The organism is Ensifer sp. PDNC004 (genome assembly GCF_016919405.1).
Classification (GTDB): Bacteria; Pseudomonadota; Alphaproteobacteria; order Rhizobiales; family Rhizobiaceae; genus Ensifer.
The window spans coordinates 517,293-541,082 of the sequence record NZ_CP070352.1 but is presented as its reverse complement, the minus strand read 5'-3'; the positions used below and the strand labels follow the sequence as shown (position 1 = coordinate 541,082).

At 62.8% G+C, this 23,790-nt stretch carries 18 protein-coding genes; 14 read left to right on the top strand and 4 right to left on the bottom strand.

Annotated features, from left to right (window positions below):
* Positions 1-41: 41 nt before the first annotated feature.
* Positions 42-497, bottom strand: coding sequence for a helix-turn-helix domain-containing protein (locus JVX98_RS02415; protein WP_192449571.1), 456 nt, complete (start codon positions 495-497; stop codon positions 42-44).
* A 427-nt stretch (positions 498-924) separates the two neighbouring features.
* Between JVX98_RS02415 and JVX98_RS02410 the strand changes: the two genes are divergently transcribed.
* The 6 genes from JVX98_RS02410 (at position 925) to JVX98_RS02385 (ending at position 9,615) form a co-directional block, all read left to right on the top strand.
* A complete protein-coding gene (locus JVX98_RS02410) occupies positions 925-3,480 on the top strand; it encodes an SH3 domain-containing protein (protein ID WP_205236735.1) in 2,556 nt (851 codons plus the stop codon).
* Positions 3,481-3,588: 108 nt separating this feature from the next.
* Positions 3,589-5,727, top strand: coding sequence for a mechanosensitive ion channel family protein (locus tag JVX98_RS02405; protein WP_205236734.1), 2,139 nt, complete (start codon positions 3,589-3,591; stop codon positions 5,725-5,727).
* Between the two features lie 39 nt (positions 5,728-5,766).
* Entirely contained in the window at positions 5,767-7,221 is a 1,455-nt protein-coding gene (locus JVX98_RS02400) for a lytic transglycosylase F (RefSeq protein ID WP_192449574.1), read from the top strand.
* Positions 7,222-7,339: 118 nt separating this feature from the next.
* On the top strand, positions 7,340-7,609 hold the full coding sequence (locus JVX98_RS02395; RefSeq protein ID WP_371826519.1) for a hypothetical protein: 270 nt from the start codon (positions 7,340-7,342) through the stop codon (positions 7,607-7,609).
* A 147-nt stretch (positions 7,610-7,756) separates the two neighbouring features.
* Positions 7,757-8,854 (top strand): glycosyltransferase family 4 protein, encoded by a 1,098-nt coding sequence (locus JVX98_RS02390; RefSeq protein ID WP_192449575.1) that lies wholly within the window; start codon positions 7,757-7,759, stop codon positions 8,852-8,854.
* On the top strand, positions 8,851-9,615 hold the full coding sequence (locus JVX98_RS02385; RefSeq protein ID WP_192449576.1) for a polysaccharide deacetylase family protein: 765 nt from the start codon (positions 8,851-8,853) through the stop codon (positions 9,613-9,615). Before JVX98_RS02390 ends, JVX98_RS02385 begins: the two co-directional genes overlap by 4 nt.
* 131 nt (positions 9,616-9,746) lie before the next feature.
* Here the strand turns inward: JVX98_RS02385 and JVX98_RS02380 are convergent, their stop codons facing one another.
* Together JVX98_RS02380 and JVX98_RS02375 are read right to left on the bottom strand one after the other, a co-directional pair.
* Positions 9,747-9,929, bottom strand: coding sequence for a hypothetical protein (locus JVX98_RS02380; protein WP_192449577.1), 183 nt, complete (start codon positions 9,927-9,929; stop codon positions 9,747-9,749).
* A 108-nt stretch (positions 9,930-10,037) separates the two neighbouring features.
* A complete protein-coding gene (locus JVX98_RS02375) occupies positions 10,038-10,871 on the bottom strand; it encodes an MBL fold metallo-hydrolase (protein ID WP_192449578.1) in 834 nt (277 codons plus the stop codon).
* Positions 10,872-11,150: 279 nt separating this feature from the next.
* Here JVX98_RS02375 and JVX98_RS02370 point away from each other — a divergent pair, with 279 nt between their 5' ends.
* Positions 11,151-12,344 carry a DUF3095 domain-containing protein gene (locus JVX98_RS02370; RefSeq protein ID WP_192449579.1) on the top strand — a complete coding sequence of 398 codons (1,194 nt, stop codon included), beginning with the start codon at positions 11,151-11,153 and terminating at the stop codon, positions 12,342-12,344.
* A 37-nt stretch (positions 12,345-12,381) separates the two neighbouring features.
* On the opposite strand, the gene JVX98_RS02365 is transcribed toward JVX98_RS02370, so the two are convergent.
* Positions 12,382-13,719, bottom strand: a complete 1,338-nt coding sequence (locus JVX98_RS02365; protein ID WP_192449580.1) for a nucleotide sugar dehydrogenase — start codon at positions 13,717-13,719, stop codon at positions 12,382-12,384.
* 385 nt (positions 13,720-14,104) lie between these two features.
* Between JVX98_RS02365 and JVX98_RS02360 the strand changes: the two genes are divergently transcribed.
* The 7 genes from JVX98_RS02360 (at position 14,105) to JVX98_RS02330 (ending at position 23,787) form a co-directional block, all read left to right on the top strand.
* Positions 14,105-15,454, top strand: a complete 1,350-nt coding sequence (locus JVX98_RS02360; RefSeq protein WP_043613693.1) for an adenylate/guanylate cyclase domain-containing protein — start codon at positions 14,105-14,107, stop codon at positions 15,452-15,454.
* Positions 15,455-15,462: 8 nt separating this feature from the next.
* Positions 15,463-16,413, top strand: coding sequence for a polysaccharide lyase (locus JVX98_RS02355; RefSeq protein ID WP_192449581.1), 951 nt, complete (start codon positions 15,463-15,465; stop codon positions 16,411-16,413).
* A gap of 123 nt (positions 16,414-16,536) precedes the next feature.
* Positions 16,537-18,429, top strand: coding sequence for an ABC transporter ATP-binding protein (locus JVX98_RS02350; RefSeq protein ID WP_192449582.1), 1,893 nt, complete (start codon positions 16,537-16,539; stop codon positions 18,427-18,429).
* Positions 18,426-20,327: an ABC transporter substrate-binding protein gene (locus tag JVX98_RS02345; protein ID WP_205236733.1), complete on the top strand. Its 1,902-nt coding sequence runs from the start codon at positions 18,426-18,428 to the stop codon at positions 20,325-20,327. Before JVX98_RS02350 ends, JVX98_RS02345 begins: the two co-directional genes overlap by 4 nt.
* A gap of 1 nt (position 20,328) precedes the next feature.
* Entirely contained in the window at positions 20,329-21,327 is a 999-nt protein-coding gene (locus tag JVX98_RS02340) for an ABC transporter permease (protein WP_043613700.1), read from the top strand.
* 29 nt (positions 21,328-21,356) lie between these two features.
* The gene (locus tag JVX98_RS02335; protein ID WP_043613701.1) at positions 21,357-22,499 is read left to right on the top strand and encodes an ABC transporter permease; all 1,143 of its coding nucleotides are present in this window, start codon (positions 21,357-21,359) and stop codon (positions 22,497-22,499) included.
* Positions 22,500-22,569: 70 nt separating this feature from the next.
* Entirely contained in the window at positions 22,570-23,787 is a 1,218-nt protein-coding gene (locus JVX98_RS02330) for a glycosyltransferase family protein (RefSeq protein ID WP_192449585.1), read from the top strand.
* Positions 23,788-23,790: the final 3 nt, after the last annotated feature.

Sequence of the window (23,790 nt, the reverse complement as noted above, 5' to 3'; positions counted from 1 at the left end):
CGGTCATTCCTGTCGGGCGCTGGCCTGTCGGGCGCGGGTGTTTAGCCGTGCAGGTCCTGAGCGTGGCTCGCGCTTGAGCGGGCGGTCTCGGTCTCCGGCGTCTGGGCAACCGCTGCCACCAGCGAGATGATCTTCTTGCGCAGCACCGGGTCCGTGATCTTCAGGAAAGCGCGGTTGAGCGCAATGCCTTCCTTCGACGAAACGAAGGACGAGATTTCGCTCGGTTCGCGCGTGGTGTCGCCCGCACCGCTGCGTGCGCCGGCCGGGTCTTCACCTTCCTGAAAGAAGAAGCTCGGGTGCACGCCGAGGATATCGGCGATCGCCTGCAGACGGCTCGCGCCAATGCGGTTGGTGCCTTTTTCGTACTTCTGTACCTGCTGGAATGTGATCCCGAGACCGTCGGCCAGCTTCTCCTGGCTCAGTCCGGCCATCAACCGACGCATCCTGACGCGGGAACCGACAAAGACATCGATCTGGCTGGGGGCTTTCGTGTTCACTTGTATTTCCTCCGCACGTAGGAGTGGTCAAATCATGCATATGAGTTTGCTTGAATAAATGACTCTATGCAATCACTACGGGCTAAAACACAAAGATTTGCGACGCTTTGATGATTTTGTCCGGGGAGACGGGATAGCGACCGTCGCGATCGGGACAGAAGCGGGCGACCTGAAGGGCCGTAAGGGGCGGTGAACGGCATGCGCCCCTGCGGCGCTCCGAATCGCTTCCGTGCCGGGCGTATGCTGCGACACACTCCGCGCAGTCGCATCCACCGTCTCGCTGACCCGTTACGGTCGCCGTTACTGTTACGTACTTGCGCTACGGCAGCGGGCAAAGATGCTTATGGCTCAACCGGTTCCGGCGTCAGGTTCGGCTTCAGTCGTTGCGGGCGCGCGTCGGGCCGCCCGGGATCTCGGAGAACCGTTCATGCGCAGACTGACGCTCGCTTTCACCCTCTTCGCGATTGCCACCGTTCCGGCGCAGGCCGGGCCGGCGACGACGAGCGCCTCCGTCAATTTCCGGGAAGGACCGGGAACCGGCTTCAACAGCCTGGGCACGATCGCCGAGGGAACCGAGGTCGATGTCAAGGAATGCGACGATGCGGGCACCTGGTGCGCGGTGAGCTTCAACGGCCAGAACGGCTTCGTCAGCGGCAAGTACCTGGACGATGCCGATCCCAAGGGGCTCGGCTGGCCGCGCGCCTACAAGACCGACAGTGGCGCGACCATCACGCTCTACCAGCCGCAGATCAACGCCTGGAAGGATTTCACCGAACTCGATGCGCTGATTGCCGCCGAATACAAGCAGTCCGACGACGCCGAGCCGATCTTCGGCGTGGTGGGCATTACCGGCAAGACCGACGCCGACAGTGCGTCGGGCCAGGTCGTCGTTTCCGACATCAAGATGACCGAGATCAACTTCTCCGTCCTCGACCGCAAAGAGCTGGCGGACCTGACGCTTGAGGTTGGCAAGCTGATGCCGGTCGGGACGATAACCGTTTCGGAGGACAAGCTGACGGCGAGCCTTGCCGCCTATCAGCGGCTCGGCAATGTCGAGGGGCTGAAGGCCGACGCGCCGCCGATCTTCGTCAGCAAGAAGCCGGCAATCCTGGTGCAGACCGACGGCAAGATCGTGCTCGCCCCGGTCAAGGGCGTCGAGGGGCTCTCCTTCGCGGTCAACACCAATTGGGACCTGTTCAAGGTCGAGGCCGACGCGACCTACTACCTGCGCAACGACAAGTCATGGCTGCTGTCCAAGGATATTTCCTCGGGATGGCAGCCTGCGGCATCGCTTCCCGACATTCTTAGCAAGCTGCCCGACGACGACAACTGGAAGGATGCCAAGGCGGCGATCCCGCCGCAGGCGGACAAGGTGATCGCGCCCGACGTCATCTATTCGGACAAGCCGTCGGAACTGCTCGCCTTCGACGGTGAGCCGAAACTCGATCAGGTTCCGGGCACCGGTCTCAAGGTTGCGACCAACACCGAGAGCGACGTCTTTTACCGTGACGCCGATAGCAGCTGGTACATCCTCGTATCCGGGCGCTGGTTCGCGGGCACTTCGCTCGACGGGCCCTGGACCTTTGCGACACCCAAACTGCCGCAGGACTTCCAGAACATCCCGCAGGATGCGGCCTACTACACGGTGCGCTCATCCGTTCCCGGCACCTCCGAGAATGCAGAGGCACGGCTGAAGGCCAGCATCCCCGAAAAGGCGCGTGTCGCCCTCGACGGTTCGGTCACCGTGGACGTCGCCTACAGCGGCGACCCGAAGTTCGAAAAGATCGACGGGACCTCCCTGACCTATGCGGTCAACACCAACGAGACCGTCATCAAGGTCGGCGACAAGTACTTCGTGCTGAAGGACGGGGTGTGGTTCGTCGGCGATGCACCGACCGGGCCATTCGCCGTGGCGAAGGCGGTGCCGGACGAGATCTATACCGTCCCGCCGTCGTCGCCGATCTACAATGCCACCTATGTGCGCATCTATGATACCGAGCCCGATGCGGTCTGGTTCGGCTATACGATGGGTTATCTCGGCGCCTATCTTGCCTGGGACACCTTCGTCTACGGCACCGGCTGGTACTATGACGACTACTGGGATTACGGCTGGGCCGGTGGCGGCTACTGGCCCTATTATCCGCGCCCGGTGACCTATGGCGTCGGCGCCTTCTACAACCCCGCCATCGGCACGTTCGGCCGTTATGGATATGCCTACGGGCCCTATCGCGGCATTGCTGCCGGTGCGGCCTACAATCCGCGCACGGGCACCTATATTCGCGGCGCGGTCGGCTACGGGCCGAACGGAGACCGCGGCTTCGTTGCCGCCTACAATCCGCGCACCGGCAACGCGGCGATCGCCCGCGGAGGGCATAACGTTTACGGCAGCTGGGGCACGGCGGCCGTCAAGCACGGGTCCGATTTTACCCGCATCAGCGGCGGCTCGACTGCCAACGGCGCCGGCGTCAATTGGCGCACGTCGGACGGCAACCACGGCTTTGTCGCCGGCGGCAAGGGTGGCGACGTCTATGCCGGCCGTGACGGAAACGTCTATCGCCGCGACGACGGACAATGGCAGAAGCATACGCCCGACGGATGGCAGCCGGTCCAGAAGCCTTTGATCCAGGACAGGACCAAGGCGGGCGAGCAATTCTCAACCAACCATCCCGATGCGGCTGCAAACCTCAACCAGCGGATAGAGACGCGCCAGCAGACCGGTCAGGGTGCGGCACGGGCTGCCCGCGAGCACGCTCCTGATCATCTGGCTATCGACAATATCGGCCGGCAGCTGGGCAACCAGCGCACCTTCGAGCGGCAGTCCTTCGATCAGCGGCCGCTGAACTTCCCGACCGGTGGCGCCGGTGGCTTTGACCGCCCTGGCGGTTTCGGAAGCGGCGGCTTTGACGGCGGTGGCTTCCACGGCGGAGGCGGTTTCCACGGAGGTGGCGGGTTCCACGGTGGCGGTGGCTTCCGCCGCCGCTGACCGCATTGAATTTGACGTTGACGCAACAGTCAGGTGGTATGTTAGCCTTTGTAAAGATTGGGAGTGGTGCCGGTCGGGGGACGGGCATGTTCGTCGGGGGTGTTGAGAATGGGCTGTGTCGGGTCGTCGGGTCGTTTGCTTAAGGGGCCGCTTTTCGGTCTCCTGGCTTTTCTTTCCGTAGTCTTCGGGCTGATTTCGCCGGGGATGGCGCAGGAGGTCGCGCCTGCGGCCCCGCCCGCAAAGGTCCAGCAGCTGATCCAGCTTCTCGATGATCCGGAAGTGAAACAGTGGCTGTCGACGAAACAGACGGCGCCGGCCGCTTCGGCTGATACACCGGACGGAACGCCCGCGACCGGCGTCGTGGCGCGGTGGACCGCCGAAATCCGGCGCCACCTGACCGGCATCGGCAACGCGGTTCCGCGCGTCGGCCCGGAAATTCGGGCGGCACAGGAGCGCCTTGCCGGCGACATGGAGAGCCACGGCACTGCGCCCATCCTCAAAGGGTTTTTCCTGATCCTGGTGATCGGCTACGGCGCCGAATATCTTCTGCGCTGGCTGCTTGGACGCAGTCTAAAGGGGGCTGTGCTGACGGGGCCGGCCCGCACCATGCTCACGCGCGTGCTACCGCTCATCGTTTTTGCCGCCGCCAGCATGTCGGTGCTGGCGATCGCCGACTGGCCGACGCGGCTGGAAACGACGATCGCGCCGCTGCTCGGCGCCTGGATCGGCGCCCGGCTGTTGATGATCATCGCTTCGGCGGTCCTGACGGGCGGCCCTGTCAGCGAAGAGAGCGCGGACGGGCGCGGGGGCTATATGTCGCTGACGGCGGAGGAGGCCAGTTTCTGGTACCGGCACAGTCTGTGGCTGATCGGCGCCGCCGCCCTCGTCTGGGGTGTCGGCGATGCGATGCGCGCGCTTTCGATCTCCAGCGACGTGCATGATCTCATCACCGCGCTGCTTGGCCTGCTGGTGCTGGCGCTCGGGATACTGACCGTCGTGCGTCGGCCCGCCGGCACCGTTGTCGGTTCGCGCCGCATCGTCGGCAATGTGTTCCTGGTTGCCTTCCTCATCGTGCTGTGGCTGCTTTGGGTCGCCGGCATGGACGTGCTGTTCTGGATCGGCCTCTACGTCATCGGCATACCGCCGCTGTTGCGCTTCACCAGCGCGTTCACCAAAACCTTGCTGCAGGCATCCGCCGAAGACGACTTGCATGTGATGCGCAACATCTTCATCGAGCGCGGCGCGCGCCTGCTGGTCATCGCTCTGGCGGCCGGCTGGCTGGCGCTCGTCTTCAAGGTCAGCGCCACGGCGATGATGCATGACGACGCCTTCAATCGGGTGGTCCGCGGGGCGCTAGCAGGTATCGTCATTCTGCTGACGGCGGATCTGGTCTGGCAGTTGGTGAAGGGGTTCATCAATCTGCGCGTCAAGCAGGCCAATCACGCGACCGACGATCCGGCCGAACGTGCGCGCAACACCCGGCTGATGACGTTGCTGCCGATCTTGCGCAATTTTCTTGCGGCCTTCATCGCGATCGTGGCCGTGCTGATGGTGCTCTCCGGCCTTGGCGTGGAAATCGGCCCACTGATTGCCGGCGCCGGTGTCTTCGGCGTCGCCATCGGCTTTGGCTCCCAGACGCTGGTCAAGGACGTCATCAGCGGCATCTTCTACATGATGGATGACGCCTTCCGGATTGGCGAGTACATCCAGAGCGGCAGCTACAAGGGCACGGTCGAGTCCTTCAGCATTCGCTCCGTCAAGCTCAGGCATCACCGTGGCCCGGTCTATACGGTGCCTTTCGGCTCGCTCGGCGCCGTGCAGAACATGAGCCGCGACTGGGTGATCGACAAGTTCCTGATCAACGTTTCCTTCGATGCCGATGTGGCCAAGGTGAAGAAGCTGGTGAAGGGGATTGGCGCCAAGCTGCTCGAGGATCCAGATATCGGGCCGCTGATCCTGGAGACGGTCAAGATGAAGGGCGTCGAGAACTTTGGCGACTACGGCATGACGTTGAGTTTCGCCATGAAGACGAAGCCTGGGGCGCAGACCCAGGTCCGGCGTCGGGCGCAGGTCATGATCAAGGAATCGTTCAAGGAAAACGGCATCAACTTTGCCTCGCCAACCGTGCAGGTGGCAGGCGACGAGCAGCAGCATTCGGCCGCTGCCGCCGCCGCCGCAACCCGGGACGCGATCGCCAAGAAGAATGCAGCGGCCGCACTCGGCGAGGAGGGCGGGGCAAAGGAGTAGAATTCGCCAACGGGTTTCTCAGGGCTGGGGAGGCCGACCATGAAACGCATTCTGTTGGGGCTGTTGCTGCTTGTGTTTTTTGCGGGCGGCAGCGCCATGGCGCAATCGAGCGAGCAATTCCTCCGCTCGATGTTCGTCCCGCATGCGGATGACTTCGACGGTATGGAGAAGCGGCGGCTGATCCGCATCATCGTGCCGTTCAGCAAGACGATCTATTTCCTCGATCGCGGCCAGCAACTGGGCACGGCCGTCGACTTCGGAACGGCGCTCGAAAACGAACTCAACAAGGGCCGCAAGAAGCAGATAGACAAGATCCGCGTCGGGTTCCTGCCGATGCCGCGCGCACGCCTGCTGTCGGCGCTCGAAGAGGGCCTTGGCGACATCGTCATGGCCAACCTGACGATCACCGAGACACGGCTTGCAAAGGTCGACTTCACCGCGCCGCTCTTCGACGAGGCGAAGGAGGTGCTGGTCACCGGCCCTCTGGCGCCACCGATCACGAGCGTCGACGAGTTGAGCGGACAGGAACTGCAGGTGCGCCGATCAAGCAGCTATTACGAGCACCTGGCGGCGCTCAGTGCCGGCTTCGAAAAGGCCGGCCGCGCGCCGATCGCTCTGAAGGACATGGATGAGAACCTCGAGGACGAAGATGTCCTGGAGATGATCAATGCCGGCCTGCTGCCCTGGACGGTCGTCGACAAATACAAGGCGGACATCTGGGTGAAGGTGTTCACCGACCTAAAGGTGCGCGAGGACATCGTCGTTTCCGACCACGGCGAGATCGCCTGGGCGATCCGCAAGGACAGCCCCAAGCTCAAGGCGGTGCTCGACGACTTCGTCAAGACCCACAGGGTTGGGACCACCTTCGGCAACATTCTGAGGAGCACCTATTACAAGGGCGACAAGATGCTGAAGCGCGCCTATGCGCCAGCCGATGTCGAGCGTTTCAAGCAGCTCGTGGAAATCTTCCGCACGCACGGGAAGACCTATTCCTTCGACCACCTGATGCTGATGGCGCAGGGCTACCAGGAATCGCAGCTCGATCAGTCCCGCCGCAGCCACCGGGGCGCGGTCGGCATCATGCAGCTGCTGCCATCGACCGCCGCCGACAAGGTCGTCAACATCCGCGGCATCGACAAGGACGAGAACCTCAACGTCGAGGCCGGCTCGAAATATCTGCGCTATCTCATCGATACCTACATTAACGATCCGGCCGTCACGCCGAAAAACCAAATGCTTTTCGCCTTCGCGGCATACAATGCCGGGCCGGGAAACCTGCGCAAGTTCAGGGCCAAGGCCAAGGATATGGGGCTCGACCCGAACCTCTGGTTCGGCAATGTCGAGAATGCCGCGGCGGCGATCGTCGGGCGCGAGACGGTGCAATATGTCAGCAACATCTACAAATACTATGTCGCCTATAGCCTGCTGTCGGCGCATGATACGGAAACCGCGGTCGAGAGGGCCGGCAGCACGGGGGTGGTCGCAACGCCTTAGCGGACGCGGCGGCAATATTTCGCGGTCTGGCCGCGGGTTGGAAAACGAAACAAGGAGTGGCGGGCATCGCGCTTTCGGCAGACGGCAATGGGCCCGCCAGGTTATCATGGTGAAAAACATCCGCAGCCTTGGCGGGCTGTTTGGCCTGCTTGCTCTGTCCGCGGTGACGCTTGCGGGCTGTACGACGCCGGACCTTGAGCCGATCCCCGGCAGCATCACCTATGGCGGGCAGCCCCGCACGAAGCTGACGAAAGCGCCCGTCGGCAGCATCGTTCCGCACCGCTTCACGAGCGGCAACAGCTTCGTTCAGGAAACCTATGTCATCCAGCCGGACCGCTCGCTGAAACTGATCCGCCGGGACTACTACGATTTGCCAGTCGACCGATGAACCGGTGGCGGCGGCGCTTGGTATTCCCCTGGCCGCGGACGGTGGCGCGGACGCGTCCTCTTGTTTCCCGCGCTGCCATCGGAAAGCGGCAGGCTTCCGGCGCGGTCGGTTGACAGTCCGCTGCGGAGAAACGATAGCTTTCTGCGGATGAAGATCGCCTTTTACGCACCGCTGAAATCTCCTGACCATCCGGTTCCCTCGGGTGACCGGCTGATGGCGCGCATGCTGGTTGCAGCAGTCTGCGCGGGAGGGCACGAGGTCGCGGTCGTCTCGGACCTGCGCAGCTTCATGGCGACCGCATCGGACGCAGAATTTCATGAGCTGGAGCAAAGGGCGGCAGGCGAGATCACCCGCCTTCGGCAGGACTGGACGCGTGACGGCGCCCCCGATCTCTGGTTCTGCTACCATCCCTACTACAAGGCGCCCGATCTCCTCGGCCCGACACTCGCCGCCGAATTCGCCATCCCCTATGTGACGGCCGAAGCTTCATACTCGGCGCGGCGAAACGACGGCGTTCGCGCGATCGCCCAACGCCACGCGCTCCAGGCCATTAAGCAGGCGGCGGTCAACATCTGCCTGACACGCCGGGACCGGGATGGCCTGCTGGAGGCCGCACCCGATTGCCGCCACGCGATGCTTGCGCCGTTCATCGATGCGACGCCTTTTGCGCTGGCGGGCCGAAGCAAGGATAACCTCTGCCGCATGGTCGTTGTCGCGATGATGCGCAGCGGCGACAAGCTGGACAGTTACCGCATGTTGGCGCAATCGCTGACGCGCATTACCGACACCCGCTGGACCCTGACGATCGTCGGCGACGGTCCGTGCCGCGACGAGGTGCAACAGGCTTTTTCGACCCTGCCGTGCGACCGGCTGGAATGGCTCGGCGAAAGGAGCGCTGCCGATCTGCCGGCTATTCTTGCGCGCCGCGACCTCTATGTCTGGCCGGGCTGCGGCGAGGCATACGGGCTTGCCTACCTGGAAGCCCAGGCGGCGGGCCTGCCGGTCATTGCGCAAAACACTGCCGGCGTGCCGGAAGTGGTCAAGGACGGCGAGACAGGGATACTCACGCCCGACGGTGATGTCGCAGCCTTAGCGGCGGCGATGCGCGCTCTGATAGAGGACCCGGCTCTCCGCCGGAGATTGGGCGCGGCGGCCGGACGGTTCGTCCACGAGGAGCGCTCCTTTCCTGCGGCGACGCGGCGACTGCGCACGATATTCGACGAGCACCTGGAGGCGTTGCCATGACGCAACCCCATTGGCGGCAACTTGCCGTCGCGCTTGAGCGCGTGGCTGCATCCGGGCGACAGGTTGATTTCTGGCTGCGGGACGACGATGCCGCCGAGCCGACGGCAGCGCTCGACCGCCTGCTGTCGCTGGTCGACAGCTACCGGATTCCGGTGGTCATCGCCGTGCCGCCGGCGCTGACGGGGGAGGCGCTTGCGCGCCACCTCGATGGGTACGCCGGCGTCAGCATTGCGGTGCACGGGTGGGCGCATCGCAACCACGCTCCGCCGGAAGAAAAGAAGCAGGAACTCGGCGCCCACCGGCCGCGCTCAACGGTTCTCCAGGAACTCGCCGCGGGCTACACGCGCCTCCGGGCGCTGTTTCCGCAGAGCTTCGTGCCGATGCTGGTGCCGCCGTGGAACCGGATCGATGGCGCGCTTCTGAATGGCCTGCCCGGGATTGGTTTTGAAGCGCTCTCGGTCTACGGCCCCGAAAAGCCCTCGCCGTTCAAGCTCGTCAACACCCATGTCGATGTGATGGACTGGCACGGAACGCGCGGCTGCCGCGACCACGCAGCGATCGTGTCCGACCTTATCGCCCGGCTGCGGCAAGTCTGTGGTGAAGATGAAAAGAAGCGGGATCAGGCCGGGCGAACCATCGGCGTGCTCACCCATCATCTGGTTCACGACGCCGGCGTCTGGTCCTTCATGGAGGCGCTATTCGCCCTGACGGCCGGGAATCCGGCCTGTCGCTGGCGAACCGGTGCCGATCTTACAGCCTGACAAATCTGCGCTGGCAAGTGCTTTGCCGACTGCTGCGAGAAAAAGTACGGCGTCCAGGCGTGGAGGCGAACCCCGATGTCAGGTCGGCGCGGCCGTCGTATGCGACGGCCCTGCTTCGATTGCACACCACCTCAGCCGCTACCGGGAACGATCGCGTCGTCGTCGTTATCCGGCAGCAAGCCGGAGCCGGGCGTCCTACTCTTGTCGGTCAGTCGATCCTTCGCATGGGGACCTGCAGTTGGAAGATTCTGCCCACCCGCGGGTTCCTTGCCGGTTTCTTCGATCGCCTGTTGGGCCTTCTTGTCCTTGTTCATTCGCTACTCCTTCTTTGGAAAGAAGGAATCCGCAGGGCAAGAAATAGTTCCGCCCGGGGATTTTGTGCGCTGGGGAATGTGAGCCTATTCTGACGCGGTATCGGATGCTCAGTCGAGCTCGACGATCTGTCCGTCACGGGCGGCAAAGGCACCGGGGAACGTCGCCTGGACGTCGCGTTCCATGGCGGCCAACGCCTCGTCGGTGCGCGACGGGTCGTGGTGGAACATGGCGAGCTGCTTGACGCCGGCGGCCATTGCCAGTCTTGCGCCATGCATGCCGGTCGAGTGTCCATAGCCACGAAAATGCTCCATCTCGCTTTCGAGATAGGTGCAGTCGTAGACGAACAGGTCGGCGCCGGCGATCAGTTCGAGGACCCCAGGATCGAGAACGCCCGGTTCATGTTCGGTATCGTAGACAAGAGCGACGGCGCGGCCGTTCCATTCGATCCGGTAGCCGACGCAGCCACCGGGATGATTGAGGCTCGTCGTGCGGATGGTGACGCCGGCACGCGGGGTCAGCACGTCACCGGGTTTGAAGTCCATGCCGTCGAGGCTAGCCTGACAGATGTCGGGATCGACCGGGAACCACGGCGGGCGCATGAAATCGCGGATCATCTCCCGCGTGGTCATGGTGCCGTGTAGATGGCCAGACCAGAAGCGCACCGAATTGCGACACTTGTAGATGGGTTTGAAGTAGGGAAGACCGATAATGTGGTCGTAGTGGCTGTGGGTGAAGAACAGATCAAACTCTTCGACACCTTCGGCGATCAGGGCATAGCCCGCCTCGCGCAGGCCGGAACCGGCGTCGAACAGCAATACATCCTTGCCGCATCGAATCTCGATGCAGGATGTATTTCCCCCATAGGCGACGTATTGTTGGCCGGAGACCGGCAAACTTCCTCTTACGCCCCAGAACCGCACTCGAAAGTTGTCGTCACGCATTCAGTTTCGGCTTCACTACGCACGCTTGGATCATTTTGATCCTTGTGTGACTGTTAAACAAGCACAGATGGCCACACCCCTGCAATGCCATGGGTTATTATTTGGAAACTAACCTTCGCGTCGCCAAGTCCCGCTCCATCCAAATCCGCTCCTCGCATGTCTTCTAGGCCATCGAACCAGAAAGAGGTGTCCCCGTGGTAACAGCCAATGAAACTTTTTGTTGCGCTCCTGCGTGAATTATCTATCGAACGTTAAGGGCGAGCGAAGATCGAGGCGCTGATGGCTGAGGCAATGAAAGGGCGATTTTACGATAGCGTGCCGCTGTTTGACGCCTTCGAAGGGGTCGCGGACGAGGCGAATTACCGGCCGTTGCCGGACGGCTGGGTGGTGGCAGTGGCCGATATCGTCAATTCGACCGGTGCGATTGCCGACGGCCGCTACAAGACGGTCAACATGGCCGGCGCGAGCGTCATATCCGCCCTGATGAACGTGCTCGAAGAAAAGACGATGCCCTTCGTATTCGGGGGGGATGGCGCCTTGGCGGCGCTGCCGGCCTCGATGGCCGACCGGGCGCGGGATGCGCTGGCGGCGGTGAAGACCTGGGTGGCGGAGGAACTTGACCTTGAGTTGCGGACCGCGCTCGTTCCGGTCAGCGACATTCGCCAGCAAGGACTCGACATGCGCGTCGCCCGCTTCAAAGCGAGCGACGAGGTTTCCTACGCGATGTTTGCAGGCGGCGGCGCAAGCTGGGCCGAAGCGGCAATGAAGGCTGGGCGCTACCACGTCGCGGCGGCCCCTGCCGGAAGCCGGCCGGACCTGACCGGCCTTTCCTGTCGCTGGAACCCGATCGAGTCCCGACATGGCACCATCGCCTCGATCATCGCGGTGCCCGGGGCGAAAGGCAACGGCCCGGAATTTCAGGCGCTGATCGCCGACGTCGTCGCGCTTGCCGGCGAGGAAGATCGCGGGGGGCACCCCGTCCCCGAGCTCGGGCCGACCGCGCGGTTCTCCTTCCAGGGGATCGACACCGAGACACGTGCCGCTGCGCCCCCGGGGCGACGTTTCCTGAAACGCTGCTTCATCACCGTGCAGACGCTGGCACTTTTCGTCTGCCTTCGCATGGGCTGGAACCTCGGGCCCTTCGATACGAACCGTTACCGCCGCGATCTTGCCGACAATACCGACTTCCGCAAATTCGACGACGGCCTGAAAATGACGATCGATATCAGCGCCGCGCGGCTTGAGCGGATCGAGGCGCGGTTGCAGCGGGCAGAGGCAGAGGGCGTCGGGCACTATGGCCTGCACCGGCAGGATTCGGCTCTGATGACCTGCATCGTGCCGACGCCGATGGCCCGCGACCACATGCACTTCGTCGATGGGGCCTCCGGCGGCTATGCGGTGGCGGCGAGCCATCTCAAGGCTGCGCTGGCGCGCAACAAGGCCGCTCCCCCCGTCGCGGGTGGCACTGCCTAACCTTTGCAGACAAAGGGGCGCGCGTCGACCGTTGCGCTTAAGCCTTGATGATGTGGCTGCCTGTCAGGCCGTTGCGGTGGAAGACGTTGCGGGTATCGACGATGAGCGGCGCCCACTTGGCGAGGGCCGCGTAGTCCACCTGATCGTGGTCGGTGGCGATCAGCACGGCGTCGAACGCCGCCACCGTGGGCTCGTCGAGCGTCACCGAACGGCGGCCCTTCAGAGCAGCATATTCGCGTGTCGGCGGGATCTCGGCGACGTAGGGGTCGTGATAGGCGGTACGGCCGCCACGCTCCTCGATCAGTTCGATCAGGCGCAGCGAAGGGCTCTCGCGAATATCGGGAACGTTCTTCTTGTAGGCGAGGCCGATGACGAGGACGTTGGAGCGGCTGAGCGCCTTGCCCGCGTGCCGGTCCAGTGCTTCGGCCAGCCGGCTGACGACGTGGCGCGGCATGGCCGAGTTGATCTCGCCGGCAAGCTCGATGAAGCGCGTCGGCAGTTCGTACTCGCGCGACTTCCAGGTGAGGTAGAAGGGGTCGATCGGAATACAGTGGCCGCCGAGGCCGGGGCCGGGATAGAACGGCATGTAGCCGAACGGCTTGGTCTTGGCCGCCTCGATCACTTCCCAGACATCGATGCCCATCGCCTCGTAGACGATCTTCAATTCGTTGACGAGCGCGATGTTGACCGAGCGGAAGATATTCTCGGTGAGCTTCACGGCTTCCGCCGTGGCGTTGGACGAGACCGGCACGACGGTCTTGACCACGGAGGCGTAGAACGCCTCCATCAGCTTTGACGCCTCGGGCCCGTCGCCGGCGACAACCTTCGGAATGCTCACGGTCTCATAGACCGGATTGCCGGGGTCTTCGCGTTCCGGTGAAAAGCCGACGAAGAACTCGGCGCCGGACTTGAGCCCGGTTTCCTCGAGGATGCTGCGCACGATGCCATCGGTCGTGCCGGGGTAGGTGGTCGATTCCAGGACGATGAGTTGGGCGGGGCGCAGGGTCGCGGCGATCGCGCTAGACGTCTTTTCGACGAAGGAAAGGTCCGGGTCACGATATTTGGTCAGGGGCGTCGGCACGCAGATGACGATCACGTCGCAACGGGACAGTTCGAGAAAATCCGTCGTGGAACGGAAGCGGCCGGCACTGCTCTCCTGCGCAAGAACAGCATCCGAGACCGCGCCGATATAGGATTTGCCTGCGTCGAGCGCGACGATTTTGCCGGGATCGATGTCGAAACCGATGACGGAATAGCCCGCGCGAGCCGCGGCGATCGCCAATGGCAGGCCGACATAGCCGAGCCCGATGACGCCGACCTTGGCGCTCCGGGCGGAGATTGACGACAGCAGGCTTTCGAAATGAGGTGAGGTCAAGTTTCGGTTCCGGATCTCGTGGACAGACAGGCGCGGCGCGCGAACATGTCGTGGTTTGTTGGAGAGAAACAAGCCCCAAGTCAAGCGAGGTGCGGCGCTGCCGCCGTCGGTAGGCCGTTGAGCCGGCTATCAAATCTTCGTGCTGCAACAGGTCGGAAAAATCTTCGTCCGCCTCTGGAAATTGGCGGCGCGCGTGAATATCTGCAACATACAAGTGCCGCATTTCGGGTGCCTGCACGTCATCGACGCCGGAATCGGTTGGAGCATTTTCTTAACGGGCACGGCTCATCATCATCATCCACCGCGAACATGAACCGGCAAATTGCCGGGGCGTTCGCCGTCTCCGGATGCTGACGTGGGACGGTCTGTCATGCGAGGACGCGAAATGGGCCCGACGAACGACAACGTATCCGAAATCCTCATCGACAAGGTCGCCGACTGGCTGATGCGCACATCGCTGAGCGACGCGCCGCTGGAGACGATCGTCAAGGGCTTCTGCGAGCGGTTGGCGGCCGCCGGCCTGCCGCTGATGCGTGTCCATCTTTCCTTCTCGATGCTGCACCCGCTTTATGATGCGCTGGGGTTCACCTGGGTGCGCGGCAAGGGCGTGGAGGTCAGCGGCCTTCGGCACGAGGAACTGGCGCTCAATCCCGAGCGCTTCCTGCAGAGCCCCTATTACTACCTTCTCAATAACAATCTCGAGCATGTCCGCCGACGCCTCTACCAGGATACGCCGTCCGAATTTCCGATCTTCGACGACCTCAAGGAGATGGGGGCAACGGATTATCTAGCCTTCATGCAGTCGCTGGGCGCCGATTCAGGCCACGGCATGGTCGGCTCCTGGACGACCGATCGCCACGGCGGTTTTACAGATGACGTGATCGGCGCGCTTTTGAAGCTGCAATATCACCTGGCGGTCGCCGCAAAGATGGCGGTGCTCGGCAAGCTCGCCGACAACATGCTGACCACCTATCTCGGCTCCAGCGCCGGCCGACGCGTAATGAGCGGCCAGGTTCGCCGCGGCGACGGCGAGACCGTGCGCGCCATCCTCGTCATGGGCGACATGCGCCGCTCGACGATGCTTGCGGAAAAGGAAGGGCGTCAGTCCTATATCGAGACGCTGAATACATATTTCGATGCGATCGCAGCCCCCTTCAACCGCAACGGCGGTCATATTCTGAGTTTCGTCGGTGACGGCTTCATCGCCGTCTATCCCTGTGGGCGCCACAAGGAGCCCTCGGAATTTGCCGCTCGCGAGGCCTTTGCCGCCGTGCGCGCGGCAACCGCCCGCATGGACATGCTGAACGGGGAGCGGCGTAAGCAGGCACGCGATCCGATCGGCTACGGCATCGGCCTGCATGTGGGCAACGTGATGTTCGGCAATGTGGGCCTGCGCGACCGGCTAACGTTCTCGGCCTTCGGTTCCGCCGTCAATGAAGTCCAGAGGCTGCAGAACCTGACCAAGAAATACGCCCACAGCGTCGTCGCAAGCGAAGCCTTCGTCAATTATTGCGGCGGTGACTGGACGGCCCTCGGCCAGGAAAAGCTCCGGGGCGTCCGGCAGAAATTCACGATCCTCTACCCCAACGACGCGGCCTTGCTCGCAAGGGCCGACGAACGCTTCGACGACGTGTTGCAGGATGGACTTTCCGAGGCGGAGCATGTCATGCTGCTTCATCGCAATACGCGTCCGCTGCAGCCGCCGCGCGGCCTGATCGACAAGATGCTTCAGTAGGGTGAAGAATGTTTCGTACCGTCCTTTTCGCCGCTTCCATCCTCATGGCCGGGAGCGCGATGGCGCAGCCATGGGAAACCAAGCTTTCCGACGGCTTTGAGGGGCGGGATTTCGCGCCTGAGGGCGGGCTCTACTATCGCGAGAATTTCGAACAGACCGCCGGCACGGTGGAGTTTCAGGGCGACGTCAAGCACAACGGCAACGGCGCGCTCAAGCTGAGCGTCGTTCCGACCTGTCCTGATTCGCTCGACGGTTGCAGCGAGCGGGCCGAGATCTGGGAGAAGACGGCACTGCGTGTGCCCTACGACCAGGGCGTTTGGTATGGCTTTGCCGTCAAGTTTGCCGACCCGATCCCGAACGAGGACCATCGTTATCTGATCGCCCAGTGGAAGCGCGAGATCGACCCGGGTGCGGAGGGCGATTTCAGCCCGTTCCTCGCCCTGAGGCTCGAGGCTGGCAAGCTCTTCGCCACGGTGGAAACGAACTATATCGCGCCACTCTCGGCCGGTCCTGAGGGAAAGCCGGCGAGCTGCAAGCCGGGTGAAGTTCCCGTTTGGGGACGGCCGGGCGTCAACCAGATGCGCATGCTGGTCGCGGCGGACAACAATTGGGAGCTGATTGACGGCAGTCTCTTCAATGCGTGCACCGATGCGATCAAGGTGACGAGCCACGGCAATCCGTTGCCCGACCCGAAGTCCGGCTGGATCGATTTCGCGATCTACACGCTGCCGGGAGCCAATGGCACGGGGCGCATCGAACTGTTCGCCAACGACAAGCCGATCATCACGGTGACCGGCCATATCGGCCACGACGATAAGGGGCTCGGCAAGAACCAGTACTTCAAGTTCGGCCCCTACCGGGCGGCCGATGACGCCAACTGGACGCTGTTTTACGACGACTTTCGACGCTCGCCCAATTGCGCCGACGTGTTGAAGGGCGGTGCCTGCCCTTCGTTCTAACCATCTGAAGATGCAGGTGGGTATGGCCTCGTCTGCCACCGGGTGTGCTGGACAGCCCTTAGAAGCTGCGCTAGTCTTTTTTTAGAGGCGGCGGATAAAAAGCAATGAGGGAAGCGTGCTGCTATGACATCTGGGGCGGACCTGCTACGAGTTGAAGGTCTGCGGATCACATTTTCGGTGCTCGGCGGCGAAGTTCAAGCCGTCAATAACGCGAATTTCAGGATTTTGCCCGGCAAGGTGACGGCGCTCGTCGGCGAGTCCGGATCGGGGAAATCCGCAATCAGCCAGGCGGTGATGGGCATTTTGCCCAACGTCGCCAAGGTTGGTGGCAAAATTTTGTTCAACGACCCGACGACGGCGGCAAAGCCGATCGACCTGCTCTCGCTCGAGCGGGAAGGGGAGGAGATTCGTGCCCTGCGCGGCACGCGCATCAGCAAGATTTTCCAGGAGCCGATGACATCGCTGTCGCCGCTCCACACGATCGGAAACCAGATTTCCGAAGTTCTGAAGATCCACACGGACGCGGAAAAGGCGGAACGTCGGGCGCGAACGGAAGAGCTGCTCGGCTATGTGGGTTTTGCCAACCCGAAGCGCGCCTACGACATGTATCCGTTCGAGCTTTCGGGCGGCATGCGCCAGCGCGCGATGATCGCGATGGCATTGATCTGCCGGCCGGCGCTGCTGATCGCCGACGAGCCGACGACGGCGCTCGACGTGACGGTTCAGGCGCAGATCCTGAAACTCCTGCGCGAGCTTCAGGTCAAGCTCAACATGGCCATGCTGCTGATCACTCATGACCTTGGCGTTGTCGCCAACATGGCCGACGAAGTTGTGGTGATCTATCACGGCCAGATCGTCGAGGCCGGTCCGGTCGAGGCGATTTTCCGCAACCCGCAGCATCCCTATCTCAAGGGGCTGATGGCCGCGGTACCGCATTTCGACATGAAGCCTGGCGAACGGCTGAAGGCGCTGCGCGAAGTGCCGGTCAAGGCCGGCACGCTGCTCGGGACCTCGGCGGCCGACCGGCGCACCGGTCCCGATGTGCTGTTGTCCGTCCGTAATGTCTCGAAGACCTACGGAACGCGGAAATCGTCCTGGTTCGGCGGTGGCGAAAATACGCTGCATCGCGCCGTCGACGATGTCAGCTTCGACATCCGCCGTGGTGAGTGCCTTGGCCTCGTCGGGGAAAGCGGCTGCGGCAAGACCACTGTCAGCAAGATCCTGATGCGCGCCATCACGCCCGACCGGGGCTCGGTGACCTTCGACAATGGCGAGGGACCGGTCGATGTCCTGAAGGTGCGGGGCGACGACCTCAAGGCCATGCGATCCAAGATCCAGATGGTCTTCCAGGATCCGGTCTCCTCGCTCTCGCCGCGCATGACCGTCAAGAACATTCTCAGCGAGCCGCTGGAGATCCACAGCCGCGGTACGGCGAAGTCGCGCGTCGAGACGGTGCGTTCGCTGTTGCAGGCCGTCGGCCTCGACCAGCGCTTCATCAACCGCTACCCGCATTCGTTCTCGGGCGGCCAACGCCAGCGCATCGGCATTGCGCGTGCGCTTGCGCTCGTGCCGGAACTGCTGATCTGCGACGAGCCGGTGTCGGCGCTCGACGTTTCCGTCCAGGCGCAGATCCTCAACCTGCTCAAGGATCTGCAGAAGGAGCTGGGGCTGACCTGCCTGTTCATCTCGCACAATCTCGCGGTCGTCGACTACATGGCCGATCGTATCGCCGTGATGTGCGCCGGGCGGATCGTCGAACTGGCGCCGCGCGAGGTGCTGATGCGCAATCCGGTTCATCCCTATACCAAGTCGCTGCTGGCGGCGGTCCCTTACCCGGATCTCGACCGGCCCCTTGATTTCGAACGGCTGAAGGACAGCGAAGGTTCGGACATGCGGCGCTGGGGGCCACAGTTCCGGGACGACGATGCCGGCGACGCGCTGATCCCCGCGGATCTCGGCGGTGACCACATCGTGCTGGCACGCCGATCCGTGGATGCAAGGGAGTTGCGGCCATGATCACCCGCCGAACTGTACTGGCATTGCTTGCGACCGTGGCTCTGCCGAAGCGGCTCTTTGCGGCTTCGGGCGAGCCCGCGTTCTGGGAAAAGCAGATTGCCGACGGCAAGCTGCCGCCGCTTGCCGAGCGTCTGCCGAAGACGCCGCGCGTCATCAACGTCGCAGCCATGGGGCGCCAGCCCGGCAAGTATGGTGGCGAGGTGCGGATGCTGATCGGCAGCGCCAAGGACATCCGCCTGATGACGATCTACGGCTATGCCCGCCTGGTCGGCTTCGACGAGGCGCTGAAGATCGAACCGGACGTTCTCGAAAGCTTCGAAACGGTCGAGGACCGCATCTTCACCTTCCACATCCGCGAAGGCCACAAATGGTCCGACGGCACGCCGCTGACGTCGGAAGATTTCCGCTATTGCTGGGACGACGTTCTCAACAACGAAAAGCTGAGCCCGGCCGGGCTGCCGACGGCGCTGGTCATGGATGGCGAGGCTGCCAAGTTCGAGATCATCGACGAACGCACCGTGCGCTACTCCTGGTCGACGCCCAATCCCGACTTCCTGCAGAAGCTCGCCGGCCCCCAGCCCATGGTGGTGGTGATGCCGTCGGCCTACCTGAAACAGTTCCATGAGAAGTATCAGGAAGAAGACAAGCTCAAGGCGCTGATGAAGGAAGAGCGGGTCAAGAAATGGAGCCAGCTGCATATGCGCATGGCCCGTTCCTACCGCCCGGAAAACCCGGATCTGCCGACGCTCGATCCCTGGCGCAACACGACGCCGCTTCCGGCCGAACAATTCGTCTTCGAGCGCAATCCTTACTACCATCGCGTCGACGAGAACGGCCTGCAGCTACCCTATATCGACAAGTTCGTGCTCAGCGTCAGTTCCTCGGCGTTGATCCCGGCCAAGACCGGCACCGGCGAAAGCGACCTGCAGGCGACCGCCATCGACTTCGTCGACTATACCTTCCTCAAGGATTCCGAGAAGCGCTATCCGGTGAAGGTGCTTCTGTGGAAGAAGACGCAGGGCTCGCGCCTGGCGCTGCTTCCCAATCTCAATTGCTCGGACGAGGTTTGGCGGGCGCTGCTACAGGACGTACGCGTTCGCCGCGCTCTATCGCTTGCGATCGACCGCACCGAAATCAACAAGGCGGTGTTCTACGGCCTGACCAAGGAAAGCGCCGATACCGTTCTGCCGGACAGCCCGCTCTTCCGGCCGGAGTTTGCCAGTGCCTGGGTCGCCCATGATCCGGAGCAGGCCAATGCACTGCTCGACGAGGCGGGCCTCACCAAGAAGGGCAGCGACGGCATCCGCATTCTTTCCGACGGGCGCGCAGCGCAGATCGTCGTGGAGACGGCGGGCGAGAGCACGCTCGAGACGGACGTGCTGCAGCTCATCACCGACTATTGGCAGAAGGTCGGGATATCGCTCTTCATCCGGACATCGCAGCGCGACACGTTCCGCAGCCGCGCCGTCGGTGGCGAGATCATCATGTCGATGTGGTTCGGCATAGACAATGGCGTGCCGACGGCCAGCATGAACCCCGGCCAGCTTGCGCCGACCGCCGACGACCAGCTGCAATGGCCGGTCTGGGGGCTGAACTATCTTTCCCACGGCGAAATGGGCCAGGCTCCGGACCTTCCGGCAGCCGTCGAACTGACGGAACTGCTGCAGCGCTGGCGGCATTCGGCCGAGGACGCCGAGCGGACGGAGATCTGGAGCCGGATGCTCTCGATCTACACCGACCAGGTGTTCTCGATCGGCATCGTCAACGCCTCGCTCCAGCCGATCCTCGTGGCAAAGAAGCTGAGGAACGTGCCTGACACTGCGCTCTACGGCTTCGACCCCACTTGCTATTTCGGTGTCTACAAACCCGACACCTTCTGGATCGAACAGGAAGGCTGACATGCTGCGATATATTCTCTGGCGTATCGCGGCGATGGTCCCGACCCTCCTCATCATTTCCGCTCTTGTCTTCACCATCATCGAGCTGCCGCCGGGTGACTACTTCGAAAGCTATGTTGCCGAGATCAAGGCGCAGGGCGAAGGCGTCGACATGGAGCAGATCGAGGCGCTTCGGAAGGAGTATGGCTTCGACCAGCCGCCGGTGCTGCGCTACGTTTACTGGCTCGGCGGCATGCTGCAGGGCGATTTCGGCTATTCCTTCGAGTACGAGCTTCCGGTCAGCGCCGTCGTCGGCGATCGCCTGTGGCTGACGATCCTCGTTTCCTTCGTCACCATCATCTTCACCTGGCTGATCGCTTTCCCGATCGGCATCTACTCGGCGACCCATCAGTACAGCTGGGGCGATTACGGCCTCTCGCTGATGGGCCTGATCGGCATCGCCATCCCCAACTTCATGCTGGCGCTGATCCTGATGTACTTCGCCAACATCTGGTTCGGGATTTCCATCGGCCACCTGATGGACCAGAAGTATCTCGCCGAACCCATGAGTTGGGAAAAGGCGAAGTCGATCCTCGAACACATCTGGATTCCGGTCATCATCGTCGGCGCGGCGGGTACTGCCGGCATGATCCGGCGACTTCGCGCCAACCTGCTGGACGAACTGCAGAAGCAGTATGTGGTGACGGCGCGGGCCAAGGGCCTGTCACCGATGCGCACGCTGGTGAAGTATCCGTTGCGCATGGCGCTGAACTTCTTCATCTCGGATATCGGCTCGATCCTGCCGGCGATCATCTCCGGCGCGGAAATCACCGCGATCGTGCTGTCGCTGGAGACCACCGGCCCGATGCTGATCAAGGCGTTGCAGAGCCAGGATATGTATCTTGCCGGGTCGTTCCTGATGTTCCTGGCCTTCCTGACGGTGATCGGCGTGCTGATCTCCGACATCGCGCTCGCCATTCTTGATCCTCGAATTCGGCTGCAAGGCAGGAGCACCAAGTGACGTCATTTCTCCCGGCGCCCGGCGAGCCCATGCCGCACTACGTATCGACGGCCCCGTTCGATCCCTATTCCGTCGAGGCGATGACGGACGAGCAGGTGCGCGTCAACCAGGCTTCGCAGCTGCGACTGATGTGGTGGAAGTTCCGCCGCCACAGGCTCGCGCTTGCGTCGGGCATCTTTCTTGCAGCGCTGTACCTGATGATCGTCGTCTGCGAGTTTCTGGCGCCCTACAACCTGCACACACGCAACATGGACTACATCTATGCCCCGCCGCAGGGGGTGCATCTTTTCCATGAGGGCAAGTTCGTCGGACCCTTCGTCTACGGCCGCACGATGACGCTGGATATGGACACGCTGAAGCGCAACTACGCCGACGATACCAAGGACGTGCAGCCGCTTCGCTTCTTCTGCCGCGGTGACGGTTATCGCTTCTGGGGGCTGTTCGAAAGCAACGTGCATCTCGTCTGTCCGGCAAAGGGCGGCCAGGCCTTCTTCCTCGGAACGGACCGCCTCGGTCGTGACGTGCTGTCGCGCATCATCTATGGCGCGCGGATTTCGCTGACCATCGGTCTGCTCGGCATCACCGTCAGCTTCGTGCTCGGCATCGTCATCGGTGGTCTCGCCGGCTACCATGGCGGCGTCTTCGATCTCATCGTCCAGCGCGTGATCGAGGTGCTGCAGTCGATCCCGAGCATTCCGCTCTGGCTGTCGCTGGCCGCGATCATGCCGGCGACCTGGAGCCCGATCTTCATCTATCTGGCGATCACGATCATCCTCGGCCTGCTCGACTGGACCGGGCTTGCGCGCGCTGTCCGTTCGAAGTTGCTGGCCTTGCGCGAGGAGGATTATGTGCTTGCGGCCCAGCTCATGGGCGCAAGGAGCAGCCGCATCATCGGCCGGCACCTCGTACCCGGTTTCATGTCGCATCTGATTGCCACGGCGACGATTGCGATTCCCGGCATGATCCTGGGCGAAACGGCGCTCAGCTTCCTTGGCCTCGGTCTCAGGCCGCCCATCACCAGCTGGGGTATTTTGCTGACGGAGGCGAAAAGCGTCAGCGTCATTGCCTTCTATCCCTGGCTCCTATTTCCCACAATTCCGGTCATTTTTGTGATTTTGGCGTTCAACTTCTTGGGAGATGGGTTGCGTGACGCCGCCGATCCCTACAAATGAAGCCCGGTTTGACGCAGCCATACGGCGCGCGTGAAACGGTTCATCGTACCCTGAGTGAAAGGTTTCTTGCATGATGCGGCGTTTTGAAGATGCCCGGATCCTCATGTATAGCCATGACACGTTCGGGCTCGGGCACCTCAGGCGCTGCCGCACGATCGCGCATTCGCTGGTGGAAGACTATCGCGGCTTGAACATCCTGATCATTTCCGGGGCGACGATTGCCGGCGCGTTCGACTATCGTGCGCGCGTGGATTTCGTGAAGATCCCGAGCGTGATCAAGCTGCACAATGGCGACTACACCTCGCTCGACCGCCATATCGAACTCGACGAGACGCTGAAGATGCGCCAGGCGATCATTCGCCATACGGCAGAGACCTTCAAGCCGGATATCTTCATCGTCGACAAGGAGCCGATGGGCCTGCGCGGCGAGGTCGAGGAGACGCTGACCTATCTGAAAGCGCACGGCACGACGCTCGTCCTCGGCCTGCGTGAGGTCATGGACGCGCCGCACCTGCTCGAGGCCGAGTGGAAGCGCCGCGACACCATGCGCAAGATCGAGCAGTATTACGACACGATCTGGGTCTACGGCCCGCCCGACTTCTACGACCCCCTGACCGAACTCGACGTGCCGCCGGCGGTGCGCGAACGCATGAACTTCGTCGGCTTCCTGCAGCGTAGCGTTCCGCGCGAGGAACTGCCGGGCCATAAGCCTCAGGGCGACTACATTCTCGTCACCACGGGCGGCGGCGGCGACGGCGCGGACCTGATCCACGACGTCATCCACGCCTATCAGCAAGATCCCGAGCTCACCCACAAGGCGCTAATCGTGCTTGGGCCCTACATGCCGGTGAAGAAGCGGGAGAAGCTGATCCGCAAGGGCAGCAAGATCCCCTTCATCAAGATCATCGAATTCGACAATCGCATGGAGGAACTCATCGCTGGCGCCAAAGGCGTCGTCGCCATGGGCGGCTACAACACCTATTGCGAAATCCTCTCCTTCGACAAGCCGGCGCTGATCGTGCCGCGCATCCAGCCGCGTGAGGAGCAATTGATCCGCGCGCGCCGGGCTGCCGAGTTGGGGTTGGTCGAGATGCTCCTGCCGGACGAGGCCGAGGATCCGTTGCGGCTGGCGGCGGCGCTGAAGGCGCTGCCCTATCGCGCGCCACCGTCGAAGAGCAGCGCCAACGGCCTGCGGTTGGAAGGCCTCGTGCACATCTCCGAAATCGTCGGCAGATGGCTCGATCGGCCATCGAGCAACCACCTGAACATCGTGAAGAAATCGAGCTGAAGC